Annotated in this window: 26 protein-coding genes; 8 read left to right on the top strand and 18 right to left on the bottom strand. The window is 68.0% G+C overall.

The features are described from left to right. Positions 1-609 (bottom strand): AMP-binding protein (locus AB4Y99_RS06285; protein ID WP_441522727.1); only part of this gene is annotated, 609 nt, incomplete at its 3' end. 159 nt (positions 610-768) lie between these two features. Here AB4Y99_RS06285 and AB4Y99_RS06290 point away from each other — a divergent pair. Continuing rightward, positions 769-1,437, top strand: coding sequence for a Pr6Pr family membrane protein (locus AB4Y99_RS06290; protein ID WP_441522728.1), 669 nt, complete (start codon positions 769-771; stop codon positions 1,435-1,437). Here the strand turns inward: AB4Y99_RS06290 and AB4Y99_RS06295 are convergent. Next, positions 1,385-2,155 carry a sulfite exporter TauE/SafE family protein gene (locus AB4Y99_RS06295; protein WP_441522729.1) on the bottom strand — a complete coding sequence of 257 codons (771 nt, stop codon included), beginning with the start codon at positions 2,153-2,155 and terminating at the stop codon, positions 1,385-1,387. The two genes, AB4Y99_RS06290 and AB4Y99_RS06295, sit on opposite strands and share 53 nt — an antisense overlap. Positions 2,156-2,330: 175 nt before the next feature. Here AB4Y99_RS06295 and AB4Y99_RS06300 point away from each other — a divergent pair, with 175 nt between their 5' ends. The 3 genes from AB4Y99_RS06300 to AB4Y99_RS06310 all read left to right on the top strand — a co-directional run bounded on the left by AB4Y99_RS06300 (position 2,331) and on the right by AB4Y99_RS06310 (position 6,153). After that, positions 2,331-4,265: a propionyl-CoA synthetase gene (locus AB4Y99_RS06300; RefSeq protein ID WP_441522730.1), complete on the top strand. Its 1,935-nt coding sequence runs from the start codon at positions 2,331-2,333 to the stop codon at positions 4,263-4,265. Positions 4,266-4,411: 146 nt separating this feature from the next. Then, on the top strand, positions 4,412-4,675 hold the full coding sequence (locus tag AB4Y99_RS06305; RefSeq protein WP_112764736.1) for a hypothetical protein: 264 nt from the start codon (positions 4,412-4,414) through the stop codon (positions 4,673-4,675). A gap of 23 nt (positions 4,676-4,698) precedes the next feature. Further along, on the top strand, positions 4,699-6,153 hold the full coding sequence (locus tag AB4Y99_RS06310; protein WP_441522731.1) for a methyl-accepting chemotaxis protein: 1,455 nt from the start codon (positions 4,699-4,701) through the stop codon (positions 6,151-6,153). Positions 6,154-6,223: 70 nt separating this feature from the next. On the opposite strand, the gene AB4Y99_RS06315 is transcribed toward AB4Y99_RS06310, so the two are convergent. Further along, on the bottom strand, positions 6,224-6,952 hold the full coding sequence (locus AB4Y99_RS06315; RefSeq protein ID WP_038359672.1) for a DUF1013 domain-containing protein: 729 nt from the start codon (positions 6,950-6,952) through the stop codon (positions 6,224-6,226). 175 nt (positions 6,953-7,127) lie between these two features. Continuing rightward, a complete protein-coding gene (locus AB4Y99_RS06320) occupies positions 7,128-8,138 on the bottom strand; it encodes an NAD(P)H-quinone oxidoreductase (protein WP_133564553.1) in 1,011 nt (336 codons plus the stop codon). 189 nt (positions 8,139-8,327) lie between these two features. Here AB4Y99_RS06320 and AB4Y99_RS06325 point away from each other — a divergent pair, with 189 nt between their 5' ends. Together AB4Y99_RS06325 and rcdA are read left to right on the top strand one after the other, a co-directional pair. Then, a complete protein-coding gene (locus AB4Y99_RS06325) occupies positions 8,328-8,528 on the top strand; it encodes a DUF1192 domain-containing protein (RefSeq protein ID WP_038359669.1) in 201 nt (66 codons plus the stop codon). A gap of 341 nt (positions 8,529-8,869) precedes the next feature. Then, on the top strand, positions 8,870-9,397 hold the full coding sequence (gene rcdA, locus AB4Y99_RS06330; RefSeq protein ID WP_051987581.1) for a protease adaptor protein RcdA: 528 nt from the start codon (positions 8,870-8,872) through the stop codon (positions 9,395-9,397). Between the two features lie 208 nt (positions 9,398-9,605). On the opposite strand, the gene rpmE is transcribed toward rcdA, so the two are convergent. Next, on the bottom strand, positions 9,606-9,842 hold the full coding sequence (rpmE, locus tag AB4Y99_RS06335; RefSeq protein WP_038359667.1) for a 50S ribosomal protein L31: 237 nt from the start codon (positions 9,840-9,842) through the stop codon (positions 9,606-9,608). A gap of 264 nt (positions 9,843-10,106) precedes the next feature. Between rpmE and AB4Y99_RS06340 the strand changes: the two genes are divergently transcribed. Next, complete coding sequence (locus tag AB4Y99_RS06340) at positions 10,107-11,885, top strand: ABC transporter transmembrane domain-containing protein (protein ID WP_441522732.1); 1,779 nt, start codon at positions 10,107-10,109, stop codon at positions 11,883-11,885. Between the two features lie 9 nt (positions 11,886-11,894). Here AB4Y99_RS06340 and AB4Y99_RS06345 read toward each other — a convergent pair whose 3' ends face one another. The 13 genes from AB4Y99_RS06345 to tkt form a co-directional block, all read right to left on the bottom strand. Further along, complete coding sequence (locus tag AB4Y99_RS06345) at positions 11,895-12,203, bottom strand: c-type cytochrome (protein ID WP_441522733.1); 309 nt, start codon at positions 12,201-12,203, stop codon at positions 11,895-11,897. Between the two features lie 4 nt (positions 12,204-12,207). After that, positions 12,208-13,227, bottom strand: coding sequence for a peptidoglycan -binding protein (locus AB4Y99_RS06350; protein WP_441522734.1), 1,020 nt, complete (start codon positions 13,225-13,227; stop codon positions 12,208-12,210). A gap of 31 nt (positions 13,228-13,258) precedes the next feature. Continuing rightward, on the bottom strand, positions 13,259-14,266 hold the full coding sequence (locus tag AB4Y99_RS06355; RefSeq protein WP_441522735.1) for a flagellar motor protein MotA: 1,008 nt from the start codon (positions 14,264-14,266) through the stop codon (positions 13,259-13,261). Between the two features lie 138 nt (positions 14,267-14,404). Continuing rightward, positions 14,405-15,193: an inositol monophosphatase family protein gene (locus AB4Y99_RS06360; RefSeq protein WP_441522736.1), complete on the bottom strand. Its 789-nt coding sequence runs from the start codon at positions 15,191-15,193 to the stop codon at positions 14,405-14,407. An 87-nt stretch (positions 15,194-15,280) separates the two neighbouring features. Then, positions 15,281-16,207, bottom strand: a complete 927-nt coding sequence (locus AB4Y99_RS06365; protein WP_441522737.1) for a tetratricopeptide repeat protein — start codon at positions 16,205-16,207, stop codon at positions 15,281-15,283. Then, positions 16,204-16,857 carry a thiamine phosphate synthase gene (locus tag AB4Y99_RS06370; protein ID WP_038359659.1) on the bottom strand — a complete coding sequence of 218 codons (654 nt, stop codon included), beginning with the start codon at positions 16,855-16,857 and terminating at the stop codon, positions 16,204-16,206. Before AB4Y99_RS06370 ends, AB4Y99_RS06365 begins: the two co-directional genes overlap by 4 nt. Then, the gene (locus AB4Y99_RS06375; protein ID WP_441522738.1) at positions 16,854-18,008 is read right to left on the bottom strand and encodes a benzoate/H(+) symporter BenE family transporter; all 1,155 of its coding nucleotides are present in this window, start codon (positions 18,006-18,008) and stop codon (positions 16,854-16,856) included. The genes AB4Y99_RS06370 and AB4Y99_RS06375 overlap by 4 nt, the downstream gene beginning before the upstream one ends. A 118-nt stretch (positions 18,009-18,126) precedes the next feature. Then, positions 18,127-18,450, bottom strand: coding sequence for a low molecular weight protein tyrosine phosphatase family protein (locus AB4Y99_RS06380; protein ID WP_113254485.1), 324 nt, complete (start codon positions 18,448-18,450; stop codon positions 18,127-18,129). Positions 18,451-18,502: 52 nt separating this feature from the next. Next, complete coding sequence (fba, locus tag AB4Y99_RS06385; RefSeq protein ID WP_112764744.1) at positions 18,503-19,585, bottom strand: class II fructose-bisphosphate aldolase; 1,083 nt, start codon at positions 19,583-19,585, stop codon at positions 18,503-18,505. A gap of 139 nt (positions 19,586-19,724) precedes the next feature. Next, positions 19,725-20,918 carry a phosphoglycerate kinase gene (locus AB4Y99_RS06390; protein ID WP_441522739.1) on the bottom strand — a complete coding sequence of 398 codons (1,194 nt, stop codon included), beginning with the start codon at positions 20,916-20,918 and terminating at the stop codon, positions 19,725-19,727. Beyond that, positions 20,915-21,412, bottom strand: a complete 498-nt coding sequence (locus AB4Y99_RS06395) for a hypothetical protein (protein ID WP_051987580.1) — start codon at positions 21,410-21,412, stop codon at positions 20,915-20,917. Before AB4Y99_RS06395 ends, AB4Y99_RS06390 begins: the two co-directional genes overlap by 4 nt. Before the next feature lie 68 nt (positions 21,413-21,480). Then, positions 21,481-22,491 (bottom strand): type I glyceraldehyde-3-phosphate dehydrogenase, encoded by a 1,011-nt coding sequence (gene gap, locus AB4Y99_RS06400; protein ID WP_441522740.1) that lies wholly within the window; start codon positions 22,489-22,491, stop codon positions 21,481-21,483. A gap of 119 nt (positions 22,492-22,610) precedes the next feature. Next, on the bottom strand, positions 22,611-24,608 hold the full coding sequence (gene tkt / locus AB4Y99_RS06405) for a transketolase (RefSeq protein ID WP_441522741.1): 1,998 nt from the start codon (positions 24,606-24,608) through the stop codon (positions 22,611-22,613). 327 nt (positions 24,609-24,935) lie between these two features. On the opposite strand from tkt, the gene AB4Y99_RS06410 reads away from it, so the two are divergent. Beyond that, positions 24,936-25,253, top strand: a complete 318-nt coding sequence (locus AB4Y99_RS06410; protein WP_260368427.1) for a DUF4164 domain-containing protein — start codon at positions 24,936-24,938, stop codon at positions 25,251-25,253. Positions 25,254-25,289 lie beyond the last annotated feature (36 nt).

Below are 25,289 nucleotides of genomic sequence, written 5' to 3' on the forward strand. Positions count from 1 at the left end.
GACCACGCCCTTGGGGTCGCCGGTGGTGCCGGAGGTGTAGTTCAGCGCGATAGCGTCCCATTCATCGTCCGGCATCCGCCACGCGAATTCCGGATCGCCGGAGGCGACGAAATCCTCGTAGTCGACGCTGCCGAGGCGCTCGCCCGGCCCGTCATAGACCGGGTCGTCATAGTCGATGACGAGCGGCTTCGCCTTGCAGAGCGCCAGCGCCTCCCGGATCGTGCCGGAGAATTCGCGGTCGGTGATCAGCACCTTCGCTTCGCCATGGTCGAGCGAGAAGGCGATGATGGCGGCGTCGAGCCTGGTGTTGAGCGTGTTGAGCACGGCACCGGCCATCGGCACGCCGTAATGGCATTCGAGCATGGCGGGCGTGTTCGGCAGCATCGCTGCGACCGTGTCGTTCTTGCCGATGCCGTGTTTCGCCAGCGCCGAGGCGAGGCGGCGGGAGCGAGCATAGAACTCGGCATAGGAGCGGGCGAGCGGGCCGTGGACGATCGCGGTGTGGCTGGGGAAGATCGCGGCGGCGCGCTCGAGGAAGGTGAGCGGCGTCAGCGGCTGGTGATTGGCCGGGTTGCGGTCGAGATCGGTGTCATAGGGCGTGGTCTTCATCTTGGGCCTTCCGCCGTCGTGTCGCCGCARGATTAGCCGCTTGCCGGCTCAACCGTAATCCATCCCTTTTGCCGATGCGGCGCAATCGTCGATGGCGGCGGGCTTGCGGTGCGGAATGCTTCTCGCCACGATGCCATGGAACCGGTCTGGAGAGAGACGATGCGGGTCTTTGCTGCCCTGGCGGGGATGACCGGCTGGGTGGCGCTGGCGCTCCAGTTCTACCTGAGCGTGGTCAACGGCAGCGCGCGGGGGCTGCCTGCCGGCGAGATGGTCCTGCGCTATGTCAGCTTCTTCACGATCCTGACCAACATGCTGGTCGCGCTCGTCCTGACGCAGGCCGTGCTCGCTCCCGGTCGCGGCATCCTCGGCCGGCCCGCGGTGCAGGCGGCGACAGCCGGCTATATCGCCGTTGTCGGCCTGATCTATGTCGCCATCCTGCGCCACACATGGGCGCCGACCGGCCTGCAATGGTGGGTGGATGTGGCGTTGCACTATGCCATGCCGCTGCTCTATCTCGCCTTCTGGCTGGCCTTCGCGGCCAAGGGCAGGCTGCGCTGGGCGATGCTGCTCGGCTGGCTCGCCTATCCCGGGCTCTATCTCGCCTGGGTGCTGGCACGTGGCGCGGCTTCGGGCTTCTACCCCTATCCGTTCATCGACGTGGCGAGGCTCGGCTATGGCCGGATGGCCGCGAACGCGCTCGGCATGATGCTGCTGTTCCTGCTGGTCGGATTCGCCTTCGTCGCGCTCGATCGCCTTCTGACGCGGGGCCGGGCGCTCACCCCCACAGGCGCAGACCCAGGCCGCCGAGCCCATCGAAGACGAGCTTGAGCCCCACCACGACCAGCAGCCAGTAGATGATGCCKTAGAAGCGCTCGGCCGGGACGCGACGGACCAGCCAGACCCCGGCGAAGGTCGCGGCGATGGCGAAGGGCAGCAGCGCGGCGGAGGCGATGAGGTTTGCGGCGCTGAACTGCCCGAGCGCGATATAGGGAATGATCTTCACCCAGTTCATCGCGGCGAAGAAGATCGCGCCGGTGCCGACGAAGACGGCGGGCGGCAGCTTCTGCGGCATGGCGTAGATCTGGAAGGGCGGGCCGCCGGCATGGGCGACCATGCTGGTGAACCCGCAGAAGAAACCCCAAAAGCTGCCCGCGCCCCAGCTCGCCTGCGTCGCGACAGTCGGCTTCTTGCCGTCGCTCAGCATGCGGCGCAGCGCGAAGCCGACCGAGATCAGCCCGACCGCCAGGACGACGGCTGCGTCCGAGACCTTTGCCGCCAGCAGATAACCCATGAGGATGCCCAGGAGCGCGCCGGGCGCCAGCGTCGCCAGATTGCGGCGATCGAATTCGCGCCTGTAGGACCAGACCGAGACCACATCCTGCGCGATCAGCAGCGGCAGCATGATCGCCGCCGCCGTCACCGGCGAGACGACCAGCGCCATCAGCGGCAGGGACAAGAGGCCGATCCCGGAAAAGCCGCCTTTCGCCAGCCCGGTCAGGATGACGGCCGGCACCATGGCGGCGAAGAAGACGAGATCGAAGGGCATGGAGGAATGCTGCGCCGCAGGGCCGAGAGGTTCGGAAGGGGGTGGGCGAAAGTCTTAAAGCAGCGCGCTTGCACTGGCTGAGGGGAGTGCGCAGGATTCCGCGCAAAACCAGCCCCGCCAACGCCGGCTCGCCACGGGGCTTTAGGATGAAACCCGGCGCAGAGGAACGCTTCCCATGAATGGCTCCCATGCGGCGCCCGCCCGCCCGGCGCAAAGCTATAGCGAAACCTATGCAAGCTGGCAGGCCGACCCCGAAGCCTATTGGCTCGACATCGCCAAGGGGATCGACTGGATCAAGCCGCCGCAAAAGGCCTTCGACGCCGCTGCCGGTATCTATGGTCGCTGGTTCCCGGATGCGACCTGCAACACCTGCTTCAACGCGCTCGACCGGCATGTGCGCGACGGGCGCGGTGAGCAGGTCGCGCTGATTCATGACAGCCCCGTCACCGGAACGAAGGCCAGATATACCTATGCCGAGATGCTCGACGAGGTCGCGACGCTCGCCGCCGTGCTGCAGGACCTTGGCGTCGGCAAGGGCGACCGCGTCCTGATCTATATGCCGATGGTGCCGGAGGCGGCCTTCGCCATGCTCGCCTGCGCGCGGATCGGCGCCGTGCATTCGGTGGTGTTCGGCGGCTTCGCTGCCAAGGAACTGGCGACGCGCATCGACGATGCCGAGCCCAAGGTGATCCTGAGCGCAACCTGCGGCATCGAGCCGACGCGGGTGGTCGAGTACAAGCCGCTGCTCGACGGCGCGATCGCAATGGCCCGGCACAAGCCGCAGGCTTGCGTGATCCTGCAGCGGCCGCAGGCCGAGGCCTCGATGCATGCGGCGCGCGACAAGAACTGGCGCATGCTGGTCGCGGCCGCGAAGGCCACCGGGCGCAAGGCCGATTGCGTCGAGGTCGCCGCGACCGACCCGCTCTACATCCTCTACACCTCCGGCACGACCGGCCGGCCCAAGGGCGTGGTCCGCGATAATGGCGGCCACATGGTCGTGCTCAAGGCGACGATGGACCAGCTCTTCGATGTCGGGCCGGGCGAAGTGATGTTCTGCGCCTCCGATGTCGGCTGGGTCGTCGGCCATGGCTATATCGTCTATGCGCCGCTGATCCAGGGCGCGACCAGCGTGCTCTATGAAGGCAAGCCGGTCGGCACGCCCGATCCCGGCGCCTTCTGGCGGGTGATCGCCGAGCACGGGGTGAAGGTGCTGTTCACGGCCCCGACCGCCTTCCGCGCCATCCGCAAGGAGGACCCGGAAGGCAAGCACCTCGCCGGGCACGATCTCTCGCGCTTCAGGGCGCTGTTCCTCGCCGGCGAGCGGGCCGATCCCGAGACGCTGAAATGGGCCGAGGCGCTGCTGAAGGTGTCGGTGATCGACCATTGGTGGCAGACGGAAAGCGGCTCGCCGATCGTCGGCGACCCGATGGGCCTGGGCCTGCTGCCGATCAAGCACGGCTCGCCGACCGTGCCGCTGCCGGGCTGGGACGTGCAGTGCCTCGACGAAGGCGGCCGGCCGGTCGAGGCGGGCAAGATGGGCGCGATCGTGCTGAAGCTGCCGCTGCCGCCGGGCGCGCTGCCGACGCTGTGGAACGACGATGCGCGCTTCCGGGAGGCCTATCTCACGACCTATCCGGGCTATTACAACACTTCGGATGCCGGTTTTATCGATGAAGACGGCTATGTCTTCATCATGGGCCGCACCGACGACATCATCAACGTCGCCGGCCATCGGCTCTCGACCGGCGGCATGGAGGAGGTTCTGGCGGCCCATCCGGCCGTGGCTGAATGCGCGGTCGTCGGCATCCGCGACGCGCTCAAGGGCGAGCAGCCCTGCGGCTTCGTGGTGCTGAAGGCAGGGGTGACGCAGTCGCCGGCGGAGGTCGAGCGAGAACTCGTCGCGCTGGTGCGCGAGCGGATCGGGCCGGTGGCGGCCTTCAAGCTGGCGGTGACGGTCAACCGGCTGCCGAAGACGCGCTCCGGCAAGATCCTGCGGGCGACGATGAAGAAGATCGCCGATGGCGAGGATTATGCCGTGCCGGCGACGATCGAGGATGTCGGGGTGCTCGACGAGATCGGCGCGGTGCTGAAGGGCAGGGGGCTGGGCTGACCACGGACATCGCCGTTGCGTGAGGTTTCGCAACGGCAATACAACTTCACGTTGAATTTACGGTTTGGTGGCAAGATCGACTGTGGTGGGGATAGCCGCAGGCGCTGAATATGGCTGCTTTGCAAGCTGGCCGGATCTTGTTGCCATTGATCGTCGCGCTGGCGCCGTTCGCGCTGGTGCTGGCGCCGCGCGATAACGCGTCGGTGATCGTCTTTGCTGCCGATGGCCGTGCCGCCGCCGCCGCGGTCGCACATGCCGGCGGCACGGTGCTGGCACGCTTCAGCTCGTTCGGATTCGTTGCCCGCGCCGAGAGCCCGGGCTTTGCGACGCGTCTCTATCTCGCAGGAGCCCTTCTCGTTCTGGACGGCGCCGGTCGCGGCGGTTGTCTGGCCTCGACGGGGCGTTCATGACACGCGACGGAAGGGTGGATCCGGTGAGCCGCAGCCTCAATGACATTCGTCAGGCCTTCACGACGCCGCTGATGTACGGGCAATGGGGGTTCGTTCCGATCGTCGCCCTCGTCGCCTGGTTCAACGGGCATTCCATGGTTGCGGTCGCTCTGGTCTCCGCGCTTCTCGCGGGTGGCGGAACGCTGGCCTGGGTGCAGGACAGGACGGGCCTCTCGACGCGGATCACCTCGACGGTCGCGCTGTGCGGGCAGGTGGCCCTGCTGGTGCTGGCCTGCGAAGGCACGCGCTACCAGATCGACATGCACATGGCCTTCTTCGCCGCGCTCGCGGTCACGACGGCGTGGTGCTGCTGGCGGGCGATCCTGGCCGCGACGGCGGTGGTCGCAGTCCACCATCTCGTCCTCAACCTGATCTATCCGCTGGCGGTGTTTCCGGACGGGGCGGAATTCCTGCGCGTCGTCACCCATGCCGTGATTCTGCTGGCCGAGGCCGGCGCGCTCGTCTGGCTGGCGCTGCGGCTCGAAAAGGCCTTGTTCACGGCCGATGTGGCGACGGATACCGCCATTGCGAACCAGCAGCGTGAGGATGACCTGCGGCGCGAGGCCGAGCTTGCCGACGAGCGGCGCGACATCATGGAAGCCAGGCTGCTTGCCGCCGTCGGAACGACGGTCGAGGCGGCGCGGCGCGGCGACTTCTCGGTCCGGACGACGCAGACATCCGATCTCGGCCGGCTGAGCTCGCTTGTGCAGGGCGTCGACGAACTCGCCGGCGTCTGCGAAGGCTTTCTCGACGAGACGGACCGGGCGCTGGCGGCGCTGGCAGCGGGCGATCTGACGGCGCGGATGGCGACCGGGTTCGAGGGGCGGCTGGCCGGGGTGGCGGTGAATTTCAATCGCTCGGCCGAGGCGCTGGGCAGCCTGCTGGCTGATGTCACGCAGAGCGCTTCCGATACGCGTCAGGCCGCCGATGCGATCCTGTCGGCGACGGACGACCTGTCGCAACGCGGCGAAAGTCAGGCCGCGGCTCTGGAAGACACGTCCACCGCGATCGAGGGGATTGCCGCGACGATCCGGGCGACGGCGGAGAAGGTTTCCTCAGCCGCCAGCAAGGCCCGCAGCACGGCCGACAGCGCCGATGCAGGCGCGGCCGTTGCCGGCAGCGCCGTGGCGGCGATCGACAGGATCGACGATCAGGCAAGGCGGATCGTCGATATCGTCGAGGTGATGGACGGTCTTGCCTTCCAGACCAATCTGCTTGCGCTCAACGCCTCGGTCGAGGCGGCACGCGCCGGTGAGGGCGGGCGCGGTTTCGCCGTGGTCGCCACCGAGGTTCGGCGGCTGGCTCAGCAATCGGCCGATGCGGCGCGGGATGYCCGGCTGCTGATCGACGAGACCAAGACGCAGGTCGATGAAGGCGTGAGATTGGTGCGCGAGGTTGGGCAAAGCCCGGAGCGCCGCGATATCCACTCCAGAGCGTGAACGCCAGCGGCGCGTGGCATAATCACCGAGCCGTCCTGGGGGAGCGGCTCGGTCACGCATCGGTCGAGCCTCAGTCCTCGTCGTCCTCGTCGGCCGGGCGCTTGATCTGCTTCAGCTTGGCGAAGACGGAATCGACGTCGATCGCGGCTTCCTCCTCGCGCTTCGGCCGGCTCATGTCGGCGAAGGGCTGGGTCTCCGTTCGCACGGGCTCCGGAGCGGTCGCTTCCTCGACCGAGAGCAGGGTCGAGCCGGCCTCGGCCAGCGCGGCCGGGCGGTCCTTGGCGGCGCGGGCGACCTCGAAGTCCAGGTCGATCTGCGAGCATAGGCCGAGGCTGACCGGGTCGATCGGATTGAGCTGCTGGGCGTTCCAATGCGTCCGGTCGCGGATCTGCGCGATGGTCGACTTGGTGGTGCCGATCAGGCGAATGATCTGCGCGTCCTTGAGCTCGGGGTGGTTGCGCAGCAGCCAGAGGATGGCGTTCGGACGGTCCTGGCGCTTCGAGACCGGGGTGTAGCGCGGGCCCTTGGTGCGCTTGATCTCCGGCACCTTCACCTTGCGCTCGGCGAGGCGCAGATGATGGTTCGGGTTCGCGGCGGCGCGCTCGAGCTCCTCGCGGGTGAGCTGGCCGGAGGTGATCGGGTCGAGACCCTTGATGCCGGCCGCCACTTCGCCATCGGCAATGCCGCGCACCTCGAGCGGGTGCAGCTTGCAGAACTCGGCGATCTGCTCGAAGGTCAGCGAGGTGTTCTCGACCAGCCAGACCGCAGTGGCCTTGGGCATCAGCGGGGGTTGTGACACGGGGGGCGTCTCCTGAATTGCCCTGGCGCCGTCTCAGGCTCGGCAGGGCAGGGTCGCGGACAATAGCTCTCATGCGCCGACCGGCCTCCTCGGCCGGCCATCCAAATCATCGACGATGAGCAGGATGGCGCGCCTTATAGGCGAGCGCGTGGCAGGTGTCCATGGAAAGTGACGTTCATATCGTCAGSACGATCTTGCCGATATGGGCGCTCGATTCCATCAGGCGGTGCGCCTGCGCCGCTTCCGCCAGCGGGAAGGTCGCGCTGATCAGCGGCTTGCAGCGTCCGGCGTCCAGCAGCGGCCAGACCTTCTCCTGCAATTCCGCTGCGATGGCGGCCTTCTCGGCGACGGTGCGGGGCCGTAGCGTCGAGCCGGTGTGGGTCAGACGCTTCAGCATCAGCCGGCTGAAATTGACCGTCGCTTTCGGCCCGTTGAGGAAGGCGATCTGGACGATGCGGCCCTGATCGGCGGCGGCCTCGTAATTGCGGTCGATATAGTCCCCGCCGACCATGTCGAGGGTCAGGTTCACGCCGCGCCCGGCGGTCGCGGCCTTCGTCGCCGCGACGAAATCCTCCGTGCGGTAGTTGATGGCGTGGTCGGCGCCGAGCTCGCGGCAGGCCTGGCACTTCTCGTCCGAACCCGCGGTCGCCAGCACGGTCGCGCCGAAGGCCTTGGCGAGCTGGATCGCCGTGGTGCCGATGCCCGACGAGCCGCCATGGACGAGGAAGCTCTCGCCCGCCTGCAGGCGCCCGCGCTGGAAGACATTGGTCCAGACGGTGAAATAGGTCTCGGGGACGGCGCCCGCCTCGATCAGCGAAAGCCCCGTCGGCACGGGCAGGGCGTTGCTCTCGTGGACGACGGCGTATTGCGCATAGCCGCCGCCGGCGACGAGGCCGCAAACCTGGTCGCCGAGCGCGAAGCGCGTCGCGCCCTCGCCGAGCGCGACGACCGTGCCGGCGATCTCGAGGCCCGGGATGTCGGAAGCGCCGGGCGGCGGGTTGTAGCCGCCCTGCCTCTGTAGCACGTCGGGCCGGTTGACCCCGGCTGCCGCGACCGCGACGAGGATCTCGCCGGCAGCCGGCTGCGGGACGGGGCGCGTCTGCGGTTTCAGCACGTCGGGGCCGCCGGGGGCCTCCATGCCGATCGCGATCATGGTCCGGGGAACGATGCTCGAAGCGGTGTTCATGAGGCTCTCCTGCTGGGTCGAATGGCGTAATCGATCCGACGAGATAGGTCTTTGTTTTAACGTTGGCTTTTCCCGAAAACCGCATTTGGTTTTCGGGCCGCTGCCCCCGGCATGTTGCGGCGCAGCTTGGCGGCATGGGTCAGAGTTGTTTAGCCTACCCCTTCGAGTTTGGTGAGATGCGAGGCCGCCATGTCGTTATTCCCGGAGGATGATCGCCCGAAGCCGAAGCGCGTCCATGAGATCGGGCAGGATCTGTCGACCCTGTCGCTGGGCGAGCTGGAGGAGCGGATCGCCGCGCTGAAGGCCGAAATCGAGCGGCTGACCGAGGCGCGGGCGAGCAAGAGCGCGTCGCGCGCGGCGGCGGACGCCTTCTTCCGCCGGCCGGCCTGAAAATCGGGCGGGCCGGGTCCCGGTTAAGGGATCATTAATGATTCCAAAGTATGAATCGCATCATCCAGTTTGTCTGGATGTGAGTGGCTCCTGCCTACTCTGTTTGACGCCTCCCTGTTGACCTTCACGAGCCGCCTTTGGCGGCTCTTTTTTTATCCAAGGGGCATCCGGGGTACTGGCGGCGGACTGCCTTGTTGCCGCCACGGATGTCTACCTCCATTAAGGTTAACGACATCTTACCGGGGCCGGTCATCGTTAACGGCGCTATCCTTGCGGTGTCGTGGGCATGATCCGCGTTGCGTTCCAGAGGCGCACGCGATTGTGCCGATGGGAGACACCGTATGAACGACGCCCAGTTGCTCGAACTGCCCCGGGAAGGAACGATCTCCTTCGCGCGCGGCTTCGTTCGATCCGACGCCTTCATGATCCTGTTCCGCGAGGGCATGGGGCTGGTCGAGCAGACCGCGGCCTATCTCGATGGCGAGGGCCGCAAGGAATCGGCGGCGCTGCCGCGCGAGGTCGCGCTGACCTATGCCACCGAGAGCATGCGCCTGACGACGCGGCTGATGCAGATCGCTTCCTGGCTGCTGGTGCAGCGAGCCGTCGCGGAGGGCGAGATGACGGCCGAGCAGGCGCGGGCCGAGCACAGCAAGGTCAAGATCGGCGATCCGATGATCCCGCCGGCCGAGCATATCGTCGCCCGGCTGCCCGAGCGGCTGCGCCAATTGATGGACCATTCGGTCCGCCTTCAGGCGCGCATCCGCCATCTCGAGGAGCAGATGTCGGGCCATGCCCCGCTGCCGGAGACCGCGAATCCGGTGCAGGACCAGCTCGCCAGCCTGCAGGCGCGGCTTGAGCTGCGGGGGTGAGGGCTGGGGCGTACCTCATCGTCATTCCGGGCTTGACCCGGAATCCATCGTAGAGCCGCGGAGTCCTATGATGGATTCCGGATCTGCGCTGCTGTGCAGCTTGTCCGGAATGACGGAGATCGTCGCTCGATGAGCCCGAAACAAAAAACCCGGCCGCGAGGCCGGGTTTTTGCATTTTCGGAGGAAGCGGCCTTGCGACCGCTTCGACTTACTTCTTGCCGATCGTGCCGAGGCCAGCGAAGCGCGAGTTGAAGCGCGAGACACGGCCGCCGCGGTCCAGCATATGCTGCGTGCCGCCGGTCCAGGCCGGGTGGGTCTTCGGGTCGATGTCAAGGTTCAGCGTGTCGCCTTCCTTGCCGTAGGTCGAGCGCGTCGCATACTCGCTGCCATCGGTCATGACGACCTTGATGGTGTGGTAGTCGGGGTGGATGCCGGCCTTGGCCATGACGAAATCCTCGAAGCTTACAAAAACGGGCGTGTCGACAAGCAGGCGGACCTGCCCGGCCCGTCGAAAGAATTCGGATGAGCCTGTCGTGAAGTCGCGAGCACATATCGCAGACGCAGGCGCAGCGCAAGTTTGACGGTGCCGAACCACGCCTGCGGCGTTGCGACATTTGCCAAGGCTTGCCCGATCGGCTTTGTCCGGTGTTGAAGATTGCTATCGTTCCAGGGCGCGCGAAGCGCGCGATTGCAGCAGGAGTTCCGGCGCGTGGCCGAAGCTGACGGGAAAGACGACAAGGCGCGGCCGGATTTCCGTTCGCTGGCGACCTTCTGGCCCTATGCGCGGGCGCAGAAGCGGCGCATCGCCGCGGCTCTCGTCGCGCTCATCGTGGCCTCGCTGGCGACGCTGATCCTGCCCGTCGCGGTCCGGCGCGTCATCGATGTCGGCTTTGCCGGCGGGGAGCAGCAGCTCGCCAACAGCTATTTCATCCTGCTGATCGGCGTCGTCGCCGTGCTGGCGCTGGCGAGCTCGGCGCGATTCTATCTGGTGATGACGGTGGGCGAGCGCATCGTCGCCTCGCTGCGTGCCGACGTCTTCCGGCATCTGACCCGGCTGGAGCCCGCCTTCTTCGATTCGAGCAAGGCGGGCGACCTCGTCTCCCGGCTCACCGCCGACACGACGCAGATCAAGTCCACCTTCGCCTCGACGGCCTCGATCGCGTTGCGCAACGCCATCATGGCGCTGGGCGCGCTCGGGCTGATGGTGGCGACGAGCCCGCGGCTCTCGGCCATCGTCATCGGCGTGATCCCGCTGATCGTGATTCCGCTGGTGATGTCGGGGCGATCGGTCAGGCACCGCGCCCGGGCGGCGCAGGACCGGCTGGCCGAGGCTTCCGCCTTCGCGGCGGAGGCGGTCGGTGCCATCCGCACGATGCAATCCTTCGGCGCGGCGGTGCAGACATCGGCCCGCTTCGAGGCCGCTTCCGACGGGGCCTATGGCGCCTCGCGGGAGGCGACCGCCTCGCGGGCGCTGCTGTCGGGCGTCGCGATCTTCCTGGTCTCGGCCAGCGTCGTCTGCGTGCTGTGGGTCGGCGCGACCGAGGTGTTCGACGGGCGCATGACCGGCGGACGGCTGTCGCAGTTCATCCTTTATGCAGTGCTGGCGGCGAGCTCGCTCGGCCAGCTCTCGGAGGTCTATGGCGATATCAGCGCCGCGGCGGGCGCCTCCGGCCGGYTTGGCGAAATCCTGGCGATGAAGCCTGCCATCGCCGCGCCGCCGATGCCTAAGCCGATGCCCGAGGCCTCGCTCGGCGAGCTCGCCTTCGAGGATGTTTCGTTCAGCTATCCCGGGCGGGACGCCTCGGCGCTCCATCATCTCAGCTTCTCGATCCGGCCGGGCGAGCGCATTGCGCTGGTCGGCCCGTCCGGCGCGGGCAAGAGCACGGTGCTGCAACTGGCGCTGCGCTTCTACGATCCGCAGGGCGGGCGCGTCGTGGTGGATGGCGTGGCCGGGCCTGAAGCCGATCCGGAGGTCTGGCGGCAGCGCTTCGCGCTGGTGCCGCAGGAGCCGACCGTCTTCGGTGTCTCGGTTCGGGACAATATCGCCTATGGCCGCCCCGATGCCACGCAGGCCGAGGTCGAGGAAGCGGCGCGACTCGCGGCGGCGGACGGCTTCATCCGGGCTCTGCCGCAGGGCTACGACACCATCGTCGGCGAGCGCGGGGTGACGCTCTCGGGCGGGCAGCGCCAGCGGCTCGCGATTGCGCGGGCGGTGCTGAAGGACGCGCCGATCCTGCTGCTCGACGAGGCGACCAGCGCGCTCGATTCCGAAAGCGAGCGGGCGGTGCAGGATGCGCTCGACCGGTTGATGCTGGGGCGCACGACGCTGGTCGTCGCGCATCGCCTCGCGACCATCCTCTCGGCCGACCGCATCCTCGTGATGGAGGAAGGACGCATCGTCGAGCAAGGCACCCACGCCGAGCTCAAGGCGCGCGGCGGGCTCTATGCGAGGCTGGCGGCGTTGCAGTTCGGGCTGGAGGCGGCCTGAGGCCAGCCCTCAGCGCGGCAGCGAGGCGTAATAGGCCGAAAGCGCCTGAGCCTCGGCCAGGGAGATCGAGCGGGCCATGTAGCGCATCTCCTTGTGCGGGCGCTTGCCGGAGCGGAAGGCCAGCATCTGGTTGTACATGTAGAGTTCGTTCTGGGCGGCGAGATGCGGTACGTCGGCGCTGCGGGCGATGCCGTCGAGACCGTGACAGACCGCGCATTCCTCGGCCGGCGAGGTCCGTGGCTCGGCCGATGCAGGATAGGCCCCCAGCAGCGCAAGGATGGCGAGCAGCGGCCGCGCGGCCGCAAGCCTGCGGGACATGGCCTCAGCGCTCCGTGATCTTGAACTCGATGCGCCGGTTGCGGCGATGGGCCTCGTCGGTATTGGCGAGGTCGAGCGGCTGGTATTCGCCGAAGCCGGTCGCCGCGACGCGGTCATTGGGCAGGCCGCGCGACATCAGATACTCCACCACCGCGATGGCGCGGGCCGCGGAGAGATACCAGTTCGACGGGAATTGCGCCGTCTTGATCGGGCGSKYGTCGGTGTGSCCGTCGACGCGCAGGATCCAGGGCAGGTCCGGCGGCATCTCGCGGGCGAGGTCGAGCAGGACCGTGGCGAATTTGTCGAGCTCGGCCTGGCCCTCCGGCTTCAGCACCGCCTGGCCGGCATCGAAGAAGATCTCGGACTGGAAGACGAAGCGGTCGCCGACGGTGCGGATGTCCGGCCGCGTGCCGAGCACCTGCCGCAGCCGCCCGAAGAAATCGGAGCGGTAGCGCGCCAGCTCCTGCACGCGCTGGGCCAGCGCCACGTTGAGGCGCGAGCCGAGATCGGCGATGCGGGTCTGCGAATCCCTGTCCTTGGCCTCGGAGGCGGCGAGCGCCTCCTCCAGCGCCGCGAGCTGGCGGCGCATGGCGATGATCTGCTGGTTGACGAGGTCGACCGAGGCCTGGGCGCGGGCGGAGAGCTGCTTCTCGTTCTCCAGCGCCTTCTGCGTCTCGGCGAGCTGGGCGCCGGCATTGCCGTTCTGCTGCGTGTCGAGCAGGCCCTGCAGGCGGCTGCGCTCGCCCTGCGTCTGGGCGAGCGTCGACTGCATGAGCTGCAGGCTCTCCTGCGCCTGCCGGTTGGAGGAACGCTCCAGGGCGAGAAGGTCGGTCAATTCGGAAATCTGCTTGTTCAGCCGCTCCAGCGCCGTGTCCTTGCCGGTCAGCTCCTGCGAGAGGAAGAACTGGCCGAGCACGAAGACGGTGAGCAGGAAGACGATGCCGATCAGCATCGTCGAGAGCGCGTCGACGAAGCCGGGCCAGAAATTCACGTCCTCGCGGCGGTGGGCGCGGGAAAGGGCCATCGTCAGTTTCCTGCTGCGGTTGCGGGGCGGATCATGGCTCCGTGATGTGGTCCGCGGTGAGGCGTTCGATGAGCCGCTTCATGTCCTTCTCGCGGGTGGCCTGCGCCTCGACCCAGTCGCGGATCATCTGCTGCTCGGAGCGCATGTGCTGGACGAGGCCCTGAATGCCCTCGGCGAGATTGGCGAGCGCCTGCGTCGCCGCCCGGTTGTTGGCGGCGCCGTCGGCCATCGCCGCGCTCAGCTTGTCGAAGCGGTCGGCCAGCGGGTTGCCGGTCGGCAGGAGCGGGGTCACGCCCGGCAAGGCGGTGCGCGTGCCGAGCCAGCTTTCGATCTCGTTGCGGAAGCGGCGCTGCGCCTGCGCGACCTGCAGGTCGAGGAAGCCGAGGATCAGCGAGCCGGCGATGCCGAAGAGCGAGGAGGAGAAGGACAGGCCCRTGCCGGCGAGCGGCGCCGAGAGCCCGGCCTTGAGATCGTCGAAGAGCACGCCGGCTTCCGCCCCGGTGCGCAGCGAATTGATGACCGAGCCGACCGAGCCGACCGTTTCGAGCAGACCCCAGAAGGTGCCGAGCAGGCCGAGGAAGACGAGCAGACCGGCGAGATAGCGCAGCACCTCGCGCCCGTCATCGAGCCGGACGGAGACCGATTCGACGATGGAGACGGCCTGGGCCGGTGCGAGGCTGGCCTCGTCCAGCGCCGGCAGCACGGAGCCGAGCGGCGCGATGACCTCGCCTCGGCGGGTTTCGGCATGGCGGGGGGCGGCGGCGAGGCGGGTGGCGGCGCGCGCCTCGCTGTGCAGCCGCCAGAGCTCGCGCAGCGCGACCAGCACGCCGACGAGCAGCGCGCCGAGGATGAGGCCGTTCAGCCCCGGATTGGTCATGAAGGCCTTGGCCAGCCCGGCTTGCAGGATGTAGCCGAGGAAGCCGATCAGCGCGAGGAAGACCAGCGCGCGGACGACATAGCGGAGAGGCCGGGAGAAGCGGGTGTCGTCTCGCGGGGGTGCGACCGTGATCTCTTCGGCCGCCAGATCCTCGTTCGCCATGCTTCGTCTTCCGTTCGCCTCGGATCGCAGAGCGCGCGATTCCCCGACCAGGCTGGTTCAACCCGGTCGGATCCTGCTCGCAGGGAACTGTCGCCTCCCCTACGGACAGGATCAAGCCTGAAAGATCAAGGTTCTATGTCAGCCGGCCGTCTTGAGGGCCGCGCGCAGCGCCTGTTCACAGGCTTCGTTGCCGCAGATGACGTCCTTCGCGCTGGTCACCTGCTTGCCGTCGAGCGTGCCGAAGGTGCCGCCGGCTTCGCGGATCAGCACGCTGCCGGCCGCGAAATCCCAGGTGTTGAGCCCGCGCTCCCAGTAGCCGTCGAGGCGGCCTGCGGCGACATAAGCGATGTCGAGTGCGGCCGAGCCCAGGCGGCGGACATTGGCGAAGCGCGGCATCACGGCCGCGAGTTCGCGCAGGAACTGGCCGTGCCCGCCCTTGCCGATATGCGGAATGCCCGTGCCGACCAGCATCTCCGTCGGCTCGCGGAGGCCGGAGACGCGCAGGCGGCGGTTGTTGACATAGGCGCCCTTGCCCTTCTCCGCCATGAACAGCTCGTCCTTGGCCGCATCATAGATGATGCCGGCGATGAACTGGTTGTCGCGCTCCAGCGCGACCGAGATGTTCCAGTGCGGGATGCCGCGCAGGAAGTTGTGGGTGCCGTCGAGCGGGTCGATATGCCAGCGGTTGCTCTCGTCCGTGCCGTGGACGACGCCGCTCTCCTCCATGACGAAGCCGTAGCCGGGACGGGCCTTCTCCAGCGACTCGCGCAGGATCTGTTCGGCCTTGTGATCCGCCTTGGAGACGAAGTCGCCCGGTCCCTTGGCGAGCACCTGCAGATTCTCGACCTCGCCGAAATCGCGCTTCAGCGAACGGGACGCCTTCATCACGGCGTCGGTCATCACGGTCATCAACGGAGAACGAATCATCTGAACCTCTTGCGCGCCGTCACGGCACGGTGAGCCTGCGGCAGCGTAGCGCGCGGCGAAAATAGCGTGCCGTCACTTGCGCGGCTCTTAGGGCGCCGTCAAGACGAAGCTGCTGATGCGGGAGGCGGCCATGTTGGCGGCGCGGCCCTTCTGCTCGGGATTGAGACGGTCGAACAGCTCGTCCAGGGCCGCATCGTCGAGCCCCTGCGAGCGGGCGGCGAGATGCCAGGCGGCGGCCTCGATCGTGTCGGGCGCGATACCGAGGCCGAACTGATAGAGCTTGGCGAGGCGGTTCTGGGCGATGGCGTTGCCCTGATAGGCGGCGTGCAGGAAAAGTTTCGCCGCGGCGGCTTCGTCCTTCGGCACGCCGGTGCCGTTGAACAGCATGATGGCGTATTCGACCTCGCCCGGCACATTGCCGGCGGCTGCGGCCTTCTTCAGCCAGTTAGCCGCGACCTCTCCGGATTGCGGCAGGCCGCGACCCTGCCTGGCAAGGACGCCGAGCGCATGCATCGCATCGCCGATCTGGGCCTTCGCGGCGACCTGAAGGCAGGCGATGGCGCGCTTGTCGTCAGCCTCGCGGCCCGTCGCCAGCAGCGCGAGGGCGAGGTTGTAGTTGGCCAGCGGGTGGCCGGCGGCGGCGGCCTTCTCCAGCAATTGCCCGGCGCGGACGGGATCGGGCTTGCCGCTGTTCGGGTCGAGCAATTCGGTCGCCAGCGCGAAGGTGGCGTTGATGTCGCCGCGCGCATCCGCCTGCTGGTACCATTCGGTGGCCGCCTTCTGGTCGGGCGCCACGCCGAGGCCCTGGCGGTAGATCTCGCCCAGCAGCGTCATCGCGGCGGCGTCGTTGTGGTCGGCCTCGACGCGCTTCAGCGCCTCGGTCTGGGCGCGCCGGTAGTGGCCGGCCTGATAGGCGCCATAGGCGAGGTCCTCGAACGGCGCGCCGGCGGCGCTCGTCGTGCCCGCGGCGCCGAGCGAGGCTGCCAGCAGGATCGCGCAGCCCGCTCGATTCATCGGGCGGCCTTCCGCGCCGCGCAGGCGGACATGGCGGCATTGGCGGCCTCGACCAGGGCGCGGATGTCCTGCCCCTCGGCAAAGGCCCAGGCGCCGAGGGCCACGAATTCGGCCCCGGTTTCGATCAGCGGCTCGATCGAGTCGGCATCCGGCGCATAGGCGACGCAGGGCGTCTCGAAGATCTCGGCCCACCAGCCGGCGCGCTCGATTACGGCCGGCAAGGGCGGCATGCTGCCGTCCGGCCGCGGCTCGCCGAACATGACGTAGTCGACGCCGGCCTCGCCGGCATCCATGGCGTCATGGCGCGCCCTGAGGCCGCCGACGCCGATGATGCGCTCGGTCTTGAGGCTGGCGCGCGCCTCCGCGATCGCCTGCGGGCCGCCGGTGATATGCACGCCGTCGGCGCCGCCGCGCGCGGCGACCAGCGCATTGTCCTCGACGATGAGGGCGACGCTGTTGCCTTGCACCGGGCCGGCGAGGCGCTTGACGCGCTCGATGCGGCTGCGGTCGTCGCCGGGCGTCAGCCGGAGCAGGATGGCCGCGACATCGCCGCCGGCCATCGCCTGCATCAGGCGGAAGGCCATGGCGTCGGCGTCCTCGACCGGCGGGGTGACGAGCATCAGGCGAGTGGGGGAAGGATGTGTTGTCATGATCGGCTGCGCAAACGGCCCGCAGCGAAGTCCAATGTCAAGACCGCAAGCCCGGCAACGAGGCTCCAGAAGGCCGAGCCGATGCCGAAAAGCGAAAGACTCGACGCCGCGACGCAGAATGCGATCGCCGCGGCGAAGCGCTCTCGGTCCGACGACATCGCTTGCGCGAGCGCGCCGGTGAAGGAGCCGGCGAGGCCCAAGCCCGCCACGGCGACGATCAGCGCCTTCGGCAGCGCCAGCAGGAGCGCGATCAGCAGGCCGGTGCAGCCGGCGATGACGAGATAGGAAAAGCCGTAGATCACGCCCGCCTTCCAGCGCTGCTTCGGATCGGGATGGGTGTCGCTGCCGGTGCAGATCGAGGCTGATATCGCCGCCATGTTGGACATATGCGCGCCGAAGGGTGCGGTCAGCAGCGAGACGAGCCCGGTGGCGAACAGGGCCGGCGCCGTCGGGGGATTGTAGCCGGCGGCGCGCAGCACGGCGAAGCCCGGCAGGTTCTGGGCTGCCATGGTGACGAGATAGAGCGGGACGCCGATACCGAGCATGGCGCCAATATCGAAGCGCGGCGTGACGAATTCGAGGCTGGTGAGCGCGATCCCGCCGGCCGGCCAGTGGGCGAGCCCGCCCAGGAAGCTGATGACGACGCCAGCGACCAGCGCCGCGACGACGCCCAGGAACGGGTTGAGAAGCCGCGCGACGAAGAAGATCGCGAGCAGGGGCAGCACGAGCAGCGGCGATATCCGCATTTCGTCGAAGACGGCGACGACGAAACGGAAGATCACGCCCGCCAGCATCGCCGAGGCGATCGGCATCGGGATGCGCTCGATCAGCCGGCCGAGCGGGCGGAAGGCGGCGGTCAGCATCATCAGCATGGCGGCGACGAGGAAGGCGCCGACGGCAGAGGCCATGTCGAAGCCGCTGGCGGCGGCGATCAGCGCCGCACCCGGCGTCGACCAGGCGCAGATCATCGGCATGCGGTAGCGCCAGGACAGCCAGATGCTGGGCAGGCCGGTGCCGATGGCGAGGGCGGCGACCATGGAAACGGTCTGCTCGGGCGTGGCGCCGAGCGCCTGCGCGGCCGAAAGAATGACCGCGACCGAGGCGGCGAAGCCGACGAAGACCGCAACGAGGGCGGAGAAGACGATCGACATGGGGTTGCGGGGACCAGCGGGGCAGGGACAGCGCTGCCCTTGGATCAGAAATCGCACCGCGCGGAAAGGGCGCTCCCGGCATGGCTGCAGCGAGCGCGACGTACGACGAGCGCGGTCGTCAGGGCAGAAACCGCCCGACCTTGGCTTCGAGCAGGTGGACGAGGGCTGGGTCCATGAACGCGTAGTTGTCGGGAATGTCGAGGCAGATCACCCGCGCCGATTTCAGATATTTGCCGAAACGCCGCTGCAGCTTGGCGCGCTGCTCGCGCTCCATCACGAAGATCAGGTCGGCCCAGGCAACGAGATCGCTTGTCAACGGCACGTCCGCATCGTGGTTCGTGCCGGCGGACGCGACCTCAAGGTCACGCCTCTCAGAGAAGATCTGTTCGGCCGTGGGGCTGCGCAACCGATTCCGGCTGCAGACGAACAGAACTTTCTTCATGGGATGGAGGCCTTGCGGGTGAAGCGATGCTCCACCCGCCCGAAATCGTCTTTCACGCCGCCTTCTTCGCGCCGAAGGTCGGGTCGAGCTCGCCCTTGGCGTAGCGCTTGGCCATCTCGGCCAGCGTGATCACGCGCTTGATCTTGGAAGCCTGGCCGGCGGTGTTGAACTCCTCCAGCCGCTTCTTGCAGAGCGCGGTCATCGCCTCCATGGCGGGCTTCAGATACTTGCGCGGATCGAACTCGCCGGGGTTCTCGGACAGAATCTTGCGGATCTGGCCGGTCATCGCCATGCGGTTGTCGGTGTCGATGTTGATCTTGCGCACGCCGTGCTTGATGCCGCGCTGGATCTCCTCGACCGGCACGCCCCAGGTCTGGGGCATCTTGCCGCCATACTGGTTGATGATGTCCTGGAGGTCCTGCGGAACGCTGGACGAGCCGTGCATGACGAGATGCATGTTCGGCAGCTTCTTGTGGATCTCCTCGATGACGTTCATCGCGAGGATCGCGCCGTCGGGCTTGCGGGTGAATTTGTAGGCGCCGTGCGAGGTGCCCATGGCGATGGCGAGCGCGTCGACCTTGGTCTCGGCGACGAACTTCACCGCCTCGTCGGGGTTGGTCAGGAGCTGGTCGTGGCTGAGCTTGCCCTCGAAGCCGTGGCCGTCCTCCTTCTCGCCCTCGCCGGATTCAAGCGAGCCGAGCACGCCGAGTTCGCCCTCGACCGAGATGCCGCCGAGATGGGCCATGTCGGTGACGGTCCTGGTGACGCCGACATTGTAGTCCCAGTCGCCCGGGGTCTTGCCGTCGGCCTTGAGCGAGCCGTCCATCATCACCGAGGTGAAGCCGGCCTGGATCGCGGTCATGCAGGTCGCCGGCTCGTTGCCGTGGTCGAGATGCACGCAGACCGGGATATGCGGATAGATCTCGGTGACGGCGTCCATCATGTGCTTGAGCATGATGTCGTTGGCGTAGCTGCGGGCGCCGCGCGAGGCCTGGATGATCACCGGCGCGTCGGTGGCGTCCGCTGCCGCCATGATCGCCAGCGCCTGCTCCATGTTGTTGATGTTGAAGGCGGGCACGCCGTAGTCGTTCTCGGCGGCATGGTCGAGCAACTGGCGAAGCGTGATACGGGCCACGATGGCACTCCCCTTTGGCTAAATCGGTATGATGGTTGGATTTAGTGCGTAAGCGCCGCTCGCGCAAAGCCAAAGCGGCGACGTGCTGAAAATGCGAAGGGCCGCCCGTTGCCGGGCGGCCCCTGAAAAACAGCCGGAATCAGGCCTTCCGAAGCGCCTCGACGCCCGGCAGGGGCTTGCCTTCCATCCATTCGAGGAAGGCGCCGCCCGCCGTCGAGACATAGGTCAGCTCGTCGGCGACGCCGGCATGGTTCATCGCCGAGACGGTGTCGCCGCCGCCGGCAACGGCAACCAGCTCGCCGGCCGCGACCCGCTTGGCGACGGCCTTGGCGACAGCGACGGTCGCGGTATCGAAGGGCGGCAATTCGAAGGCGCCGAAGGGCCCGTTCCAGACCAGCGTCTTCACCTTGCCGAGCCGCAGCACGACCTCGGCGATGGAGAGCGGGCCGGCATCGAGGATCATCTCGTCGGCCTCGACCCCGTCGACCGGCACGACGCGATAGCCCGGATGGGCCTTGAACTCGCGGGCCACCAGCGCATCGACCGGCAGCAGGATCTCGCAGCCGGCGGCCTTGGCCTTCTCCTCGATCTCGCGGGCGGTGCCGGCGAGATCGTGCTCGCACAGCGACTTGCCGACATTGATGCCGCGGGCGGCGAGGAAGGTGTTGGCCATGCCGCCGCCGATGACGAGGATGTCGACCTTCTTCACGAGATTGCCGAGCAGGTCGAGCTTGGTCGAGACCTTGGCGCCGCCGACGATGGCCATCACCGGGCGGGCGGGGTTGTCGAGGCCGGCGGAGAGCGCCTCCAGCTCGGCCTGCATGGTGCGGCCGGCATAGGCCGGCAGGACATGGGCGAGACCCTCGGTCGAGGCGTGGGCCCGGTGCGCGGCCGAAAAGGCGTCGTTGACATAAAGGTCGCCATTGGCGGCGATCGCCCTCACGAAATCCGGATCGTTCTTCTCGTCGCCTGCGTGGAAGCGGGTGTTCTCCAGCAGCAGAACGTCGCCGTTCTTCGCGGCCGTCACGGCCTTGGCGACGTCGTCGCCGATGCAGTCCTCGACGAAGGTGACGGGCCGGCCGAGCGCATGCGCCAGCGCCGGCACGACCTGCTTCAGGCTGTTCTTGTCGTCGCGGCCCTTGGGACGGCCGAAATGGGCGAGCAGGATGACCTTGCCGCCCTTGTCGGCGATCTCGCGAATGGTCGGCAGCACGCGGTCGATGCGGGTGGTGTCGCTGACCTTGCCGTCCTCCATCGGGACGTTGAGATCGACGCGGACGAGGACGCGCTTGCCGGCGACATCGGCATCGTCGAGGGTACGAAAGGCGCTCATCGCGGCAGCAGGCCTCCGAACAGGCCGGGCACGCCGAATTTCAGCACGAGGATGGTGAGGATGACCGTCAGCACCGCGGTGACGATGGCGGTCATGAACAGGGTGCCGGCACGCGGCGTCGCATCGACGCGGCTGCGCAGATTGGCGATCTCGCCGCGGATCGCGGCGAAGTCCATGGTGCCGGCTGCGGCGTCGACCTTGTGGGCGCTGCGCTCCAGCGAGGCTTCCGCGCGGGTCAGAACCGCCTCGTAACGGGCGAACTTCTCCTCGATGCGGGCGGCCTTCTCCTCGATGCGGGAGAGCTGGTCGAGGCCACGCGGCTCCTGCCTGGAAGCCGGCTCGGCGGAGGCCGGCACCGCGGAGCCGACGATCGCGGCAGGGGCGGGCGTCGCCGGCGCAGGAGCGGCCGGGGCCGGGCTCGGTGCGGGGGGCGGCGTCACGGCGGGCGTCTCGACAGGGGCCGGGGACGTGACGGTCGGCTCGATCTTGGCCATGGGCTCTCCGCAGTTTGAAGGAAACGGGCGAGGCCGCGCCGGAACGCGGCCTCGCTTTCAGAGGTCGATCAGAGCAGCGCGCCCATGGCGACGGCGGTGTCGCTCATGCGGTTCGAGAAGCCCCATTCGTTGTCGTACCAGGACAGCACGCGCACGAACTTGTCGTCCATGACCTTGGTCTGGTCGAGGGCGAAGGTCGAGGAATGCGGATCGTGGTTGAAGTCGATCGAGACGTTCGGCTGGTCGGTGACGCCGAGGATGCCCTTCAGCGGGCCGCGCTTCGAGGCCTTGATGATGGCCTCGTTGACCTTCTCGACCGTGGTCTTGCGCTTCGAGATGAACTTGAAGTCGACGACCGAGACGTTGGGGGTCGGCACGCGGATCGAGGTGCCGTCGAGACGGCCCTTGAGCTCGGGGATGACGAGGCCGATCGCCTTGGCGGCACCGGTCGACGTCGGGATCATCGACATCGCGGCGGCGCGGGCGCGGTAGAGATCCTTGTGCATCGTGTCCAGCGTCGGCTGGTCGCCGGTATAGGCGTGGATCGTGGTCATGAAGCCCTTGTCGATGCCGACSGCGTCMTGSAGCACGCGCACGACCGGCGCGAGGCAGTTCGTCGTGCAGGAGGCGTTCGAGACGATCAGGTGGTCCTTGGTCAGCTCGTGCTGGTTGACGCCGAAGACGACGGTCAGGTCGGCGCCRTCGCAGGGAGCCGAGACCAGGACGCGCTTGGCGCCGGCGGCGAGATGGGCGGCGGCCTTCTCCTTGGTAGTGAAGAGGCCGGTGCATTCCAGCGCGATGTCGACGCCGAGCGCCTTGTGCGGCAGCTCCTTCGGGTCGCGGATGGCGGTGACCTTGATCGGGCCGCGGYCGACATCGATCGTGTCGCCGGAGACGGTCACCGTGCCGGGGAAGCGGCCATGGACGGAGTCGAAGCGGAAGAGATGGGCGTTGGTCTCGACCGGGCCGAGATCGTTGATCGCCACGACCTCGATGTCCTTGCGCTTCGACTCGATGATCGCGCGCAGAACGTTGCGCCCGATGCGGCCGAAGCCGTTGATCGCTACCTTCACCGTCATGTCTTCCTCTCCTTCGCCAAGCGTCCGGCGTGAGCCGTCGCTATCCACGCGGGCAATTCGGCCAAAGCATGGCCGAATGCAAGACTTGTCTCGGGAAACTCAGCCCGGTGGCCTGAAAATCAGCCGTTATGCTTCTTCATCGCGGCATCGGCGACGGCTTCCGCCGTGATGCCGAAATGCTTGTAGACGTCCTTGTAGGGGCCGCTCGCCCCGAAGGAGTGCATGCCGACGAAGMCGCCGTCATGSCCGATCACCGCATCCCAGCCGAAGCGGACGSCGGCCTCGACTGCGACCTTGACGGGCGCCGAGCCGATGATCGCGGCTTGGGTCGCCTCGTCCTGCGCCAGCAGCAGTTCGAGCGAGGGCACCGAGACGACACGCGCGCGCACGCCCTTTTCCGCCAGCAGCTTGCGCGCGGCGACCGCGAGCTCGACCTCGGAGCCGGAGGCGAAGAGCGAGACCTGGGCCTTGCCGCCCTCGGCCGCCAGCAATTCATAGGCGCCAGCCGCCGAGCGGTTCTTCGCCGAGGCGTCGGTGCGCAGCTGCGGCAGGTTCTGGCGCGTGAGGGCCAGAACCGTCGGGCCATCCGTGCGCTCCAGCGCGATCTGCCAGGCCTCCGCCGTTTCGATCGTATCGGCCGGGCGGAAGACGCGCATGTTCGGCATGGCGCGCAACGAGGCGATCTGCTCGACCGGCTGGTGGGTCGGGCCGTCCTCGCCGAGGCCGATCGAGTCATGCGTCATGACGTAGATCACCGGAACACCCATCAGCGCGGCAAGCCGCATCGACGGGCGGGCATAGTCGGCAAAGACCAGGAAGGTGCCGCCAGCGGTGCGGAAGCCGCCATGCAGGGTGATGCCGTTCATCGCCGCGGCCATGCCGTGCTCGCGGATGCCGTAGCGGACATAGCGGCCCTTCGGGGTCTTCGGGGTGAAGTCCTCCGCCGCCTTGGTGCGGGTGTTGTTCGACGGCGTCRGGTCGGCCGAGCCCATCACCAGCTCCGGCATCACCGGGATGATGGCTTCGAGCGCGAGCTCCGAGGCCTTGCGGGTGGCCACAGCCTGCGGCGCGGCGATCAGCGCCTTCTTATGGGCGAGGATCGCCTTGTCGAGCTTGGCCGGCACGATATGCGCCAGACGGCGCTCGAACTCGCCGCGCTTGCGCTCGGAGAGCAGGCCGAAACGGCTCCTCCAGCTGGCGTGGGCATTCGCGCCGGCCGCGCCGGCGGCGCGCCAGGCCTTCAGCACATCGGCCGGGACCTCGAAGGCGCCGCCGGTGATGCCGAGCGCCTTTTTGGCGGCGGCAAGCTCCTCGGCGCCGAGCGGCTCGCCATGGGCCTTGGAGGTGCCCGCCTTCTTCGGCGCGCCGAAGCCGATCACGGTCTTGCAGGCGATCATGGTCGGCTTGTTCGACTTCTGGGCGCGGCGGATCGCGGCCTCGATCGCGTCGGGATCATGGCCGTCGACGCGCTCGGAGCGCCAGCCGCAGGCCTTGAAGCGCGCGACCTGGTCGACATTGTCGGTGATGGTCAGCGGGCCGTCGATCGAGATGCCGTTATCGTCCCAGAACACGATCAGCTTGTTGAGCTTCTGATGGCCGGCGAGCGCGATCGCCTCCTGGCTGATGCCTTCCATCAGGTCGCCGTCGGATGCCAGCACATAGGTGTGGTGGTCGACGACCTTCTTGCCGAACTCGGCGGCGAGCATGCGCTCGGCCATCGCCATGCCGACGGCGGTGGCGAGGCCCTGGCCGAGCGGGCCGGTGGTGGTCTCGACGCCGGCGGTCTCGAAATTCTCGGGATGGCCGGGAGTCCGGGAGCCGAGCTGGCGGAACTTCTCGRGGTCGGCGAGCTCCATGCCGGGCACGCCGGTGAGATAGAGCAGGGCGTAGAGCAGCATCGAGCCGTGGCCGGCGGAAAGCACGAAGCGATCGCGGTCCGGCCAGCGCGGATCGGCGGCGTCGTATTTCATCACGCGGGTGAACAACACGGTCGCGACGTCGGCGGCGCCCATCGGCAGGCCGGGATGGCCGGACTTGGCCTTCTCGACGCCGTCCATCGCCAAGCCGCGGATGGCATTGGCGAGCTTGTCGTGCTGGGCGCGGTCGATGGTGGTCATGGTGATCTCGTGGCTCCGTCTGGCGGGCGGGGCGGTCCGGCCCGACCCCGCGCGAGGCGGGCAGGACGGTCCGACAAAGGCAAGCGCAGATGACTTCGAAAGGACGGCTGGATTAGGCCCGGCGCTCGCCTTGAGTCAATTCGCGGCGGGCGGTTTCGTGCCTCGGAAGGCGCGGCGCAGGGTCGTTTCCGCAAGCTTTGCCTCAGCGCATGTGGACAAGCCCTTGGCAATCGCAGGTTTCCTGCGGCCGGGATTCACGTTTCCCACGCTTCTGCTGTAAATTCAGGCACGAATCGCGTGAGCCGGCTTCGATCTGAAAGGAGAGCGATGGTGGCGAGCCTGATGCTGGACAATGCGCTKGCGCGMCTCGATGCGGCGCTGGGGCAGTTGGAAGCGGCGGCACGGCGACGGGTCGAGGCCGAGCGCGGCCGGGCCAATCTCGAGACCGAGCTGGCGCTGATGCAGGACGACCGGGCGCGGCTGGCGGCCGAGCTCGACGGGACGATGGCCCGGCTCGGCCATGTCGAGGCGGCGGCTGGTGACGTCGACCAGCGCCTGATGCGGGCGATGAACGTGATCGGCGCGGTCATCGAGCGGGTGCAGGCCCAGCAGCCGGCGGAGGTCGAGGCCGAGGAGACGGAGTGATCTGTCCCGCATGGGAGGTCACGGGAAGGAGAGGCG

Origin of the sequence: Allobosea sp. TAB14, from assembly GCF_052113865.1 — a bacterium.
Classification (GTDB): domain Bacteria; phylum Pseudomonadota; class Alphaproteobacteria; order Rhizobiales; family Beijerinckiaceae; genus Allobosea; species Allobosea spartocytisi.

Excerpts from the sequence above, each read along its gene's own strand:
- AB4Y99_RS06290 (WP_441522728.1), top strand. The coding sequence starts at position 769 with ATGCGGGTCTTTGCTGCCCTGGCGGGGATGACCGGCTGGGTGGCGCTG.
- AB4Y99_RS06300 (WP_441522730.1), top strand. The coding sequence starts at position 2,331 with ATGAATGGCTCCCATGCGGCGCCCGCCCGCCCGGCGCAAAGCTATAGC.
- AB4Y99_RS06325 (WP_038359669.1), top strand. The coding sequence starts at position 8,328 with ATGTCGTTATTCCCGGAGGATGATCGCCCGAAGCCGAAGCGCGTCCAT.
- rcdA (WP_051987581.1), top strand. The coding sequence starts at position 8,870 with ATGAACGACGCCCAGTTGCTCGAACTGCCCCGGGAAGGAACGATCTCC.
- rpmE (WP_038359667.1), bottom strand. The coding sequence starts at position 9,842 with ATGGCCAAGGCCGGCATCCACCCCGACTACCACACCATCAAGGTCGTC.
- AB4Y99_RS06345 (WP_441522733.1), bottom strand. The coding sequence starts at position 12,203 with ATGTCCCGCAGGCTTGCGGCCGCGCGGCCGCTGCTCGCCATCCTTGCG.
- AB4Y99_RS06360 (WP_441522736.1), bottom strand. The coding sequence starts at position 15,193 with ATGATTCGTTCTCCGTTGATGACCGTGATGACCGACGCCGTGATGAAG.
- AB4Y99_RS06365 (WP_441522737.1), bottom strand. The coding sequence starts at position 16,207 with ATGAATCGAGCGGGCTGCGCGATCCTGCTGGCAGCCTCGCTCGGCGCC.
- AB4Y99_RS06370 (WP_038359659.1), bottom strand. The coding sequence starts at position 16,857 with ATGACAACACATCCTTCCCCCACTCGCCTGATGCTCGTCACCCCGCCG.
- AB4Y99_RS06375 (WP_441522738.1), bottom strand. The coding sequence starts at position 18,008 with ATGTCGATCGTCTTCTCCGCCCTCGTTGCGGTCTTCGTCGGCTTCGCC.
- AB4Y99_RS06380 (WP_113254485.1), bottom strand. The coding sequence starts at position 18,450 with ATGAAGAAAGTTCTGTTCGTCTGCAGCCGGAATCGGTTGCGCAGCCCC.
- AB4Y99_RS06390 (WP_441522739.1), bottom strand. The coding sequence starts at position 20,918 with ATGAGCGCCTTTCGTACCCTCGACGATGCCGATGTCGCCGGCAAGCGC.
- AB4Y99_RS06395 (WP_051987580.1), bottom strand. The coding sequence starts at position 21,412 with ATGGCCAAGATCGAGCCGACCGTCACGTCCCCGGCCCCTGTCGAGACG.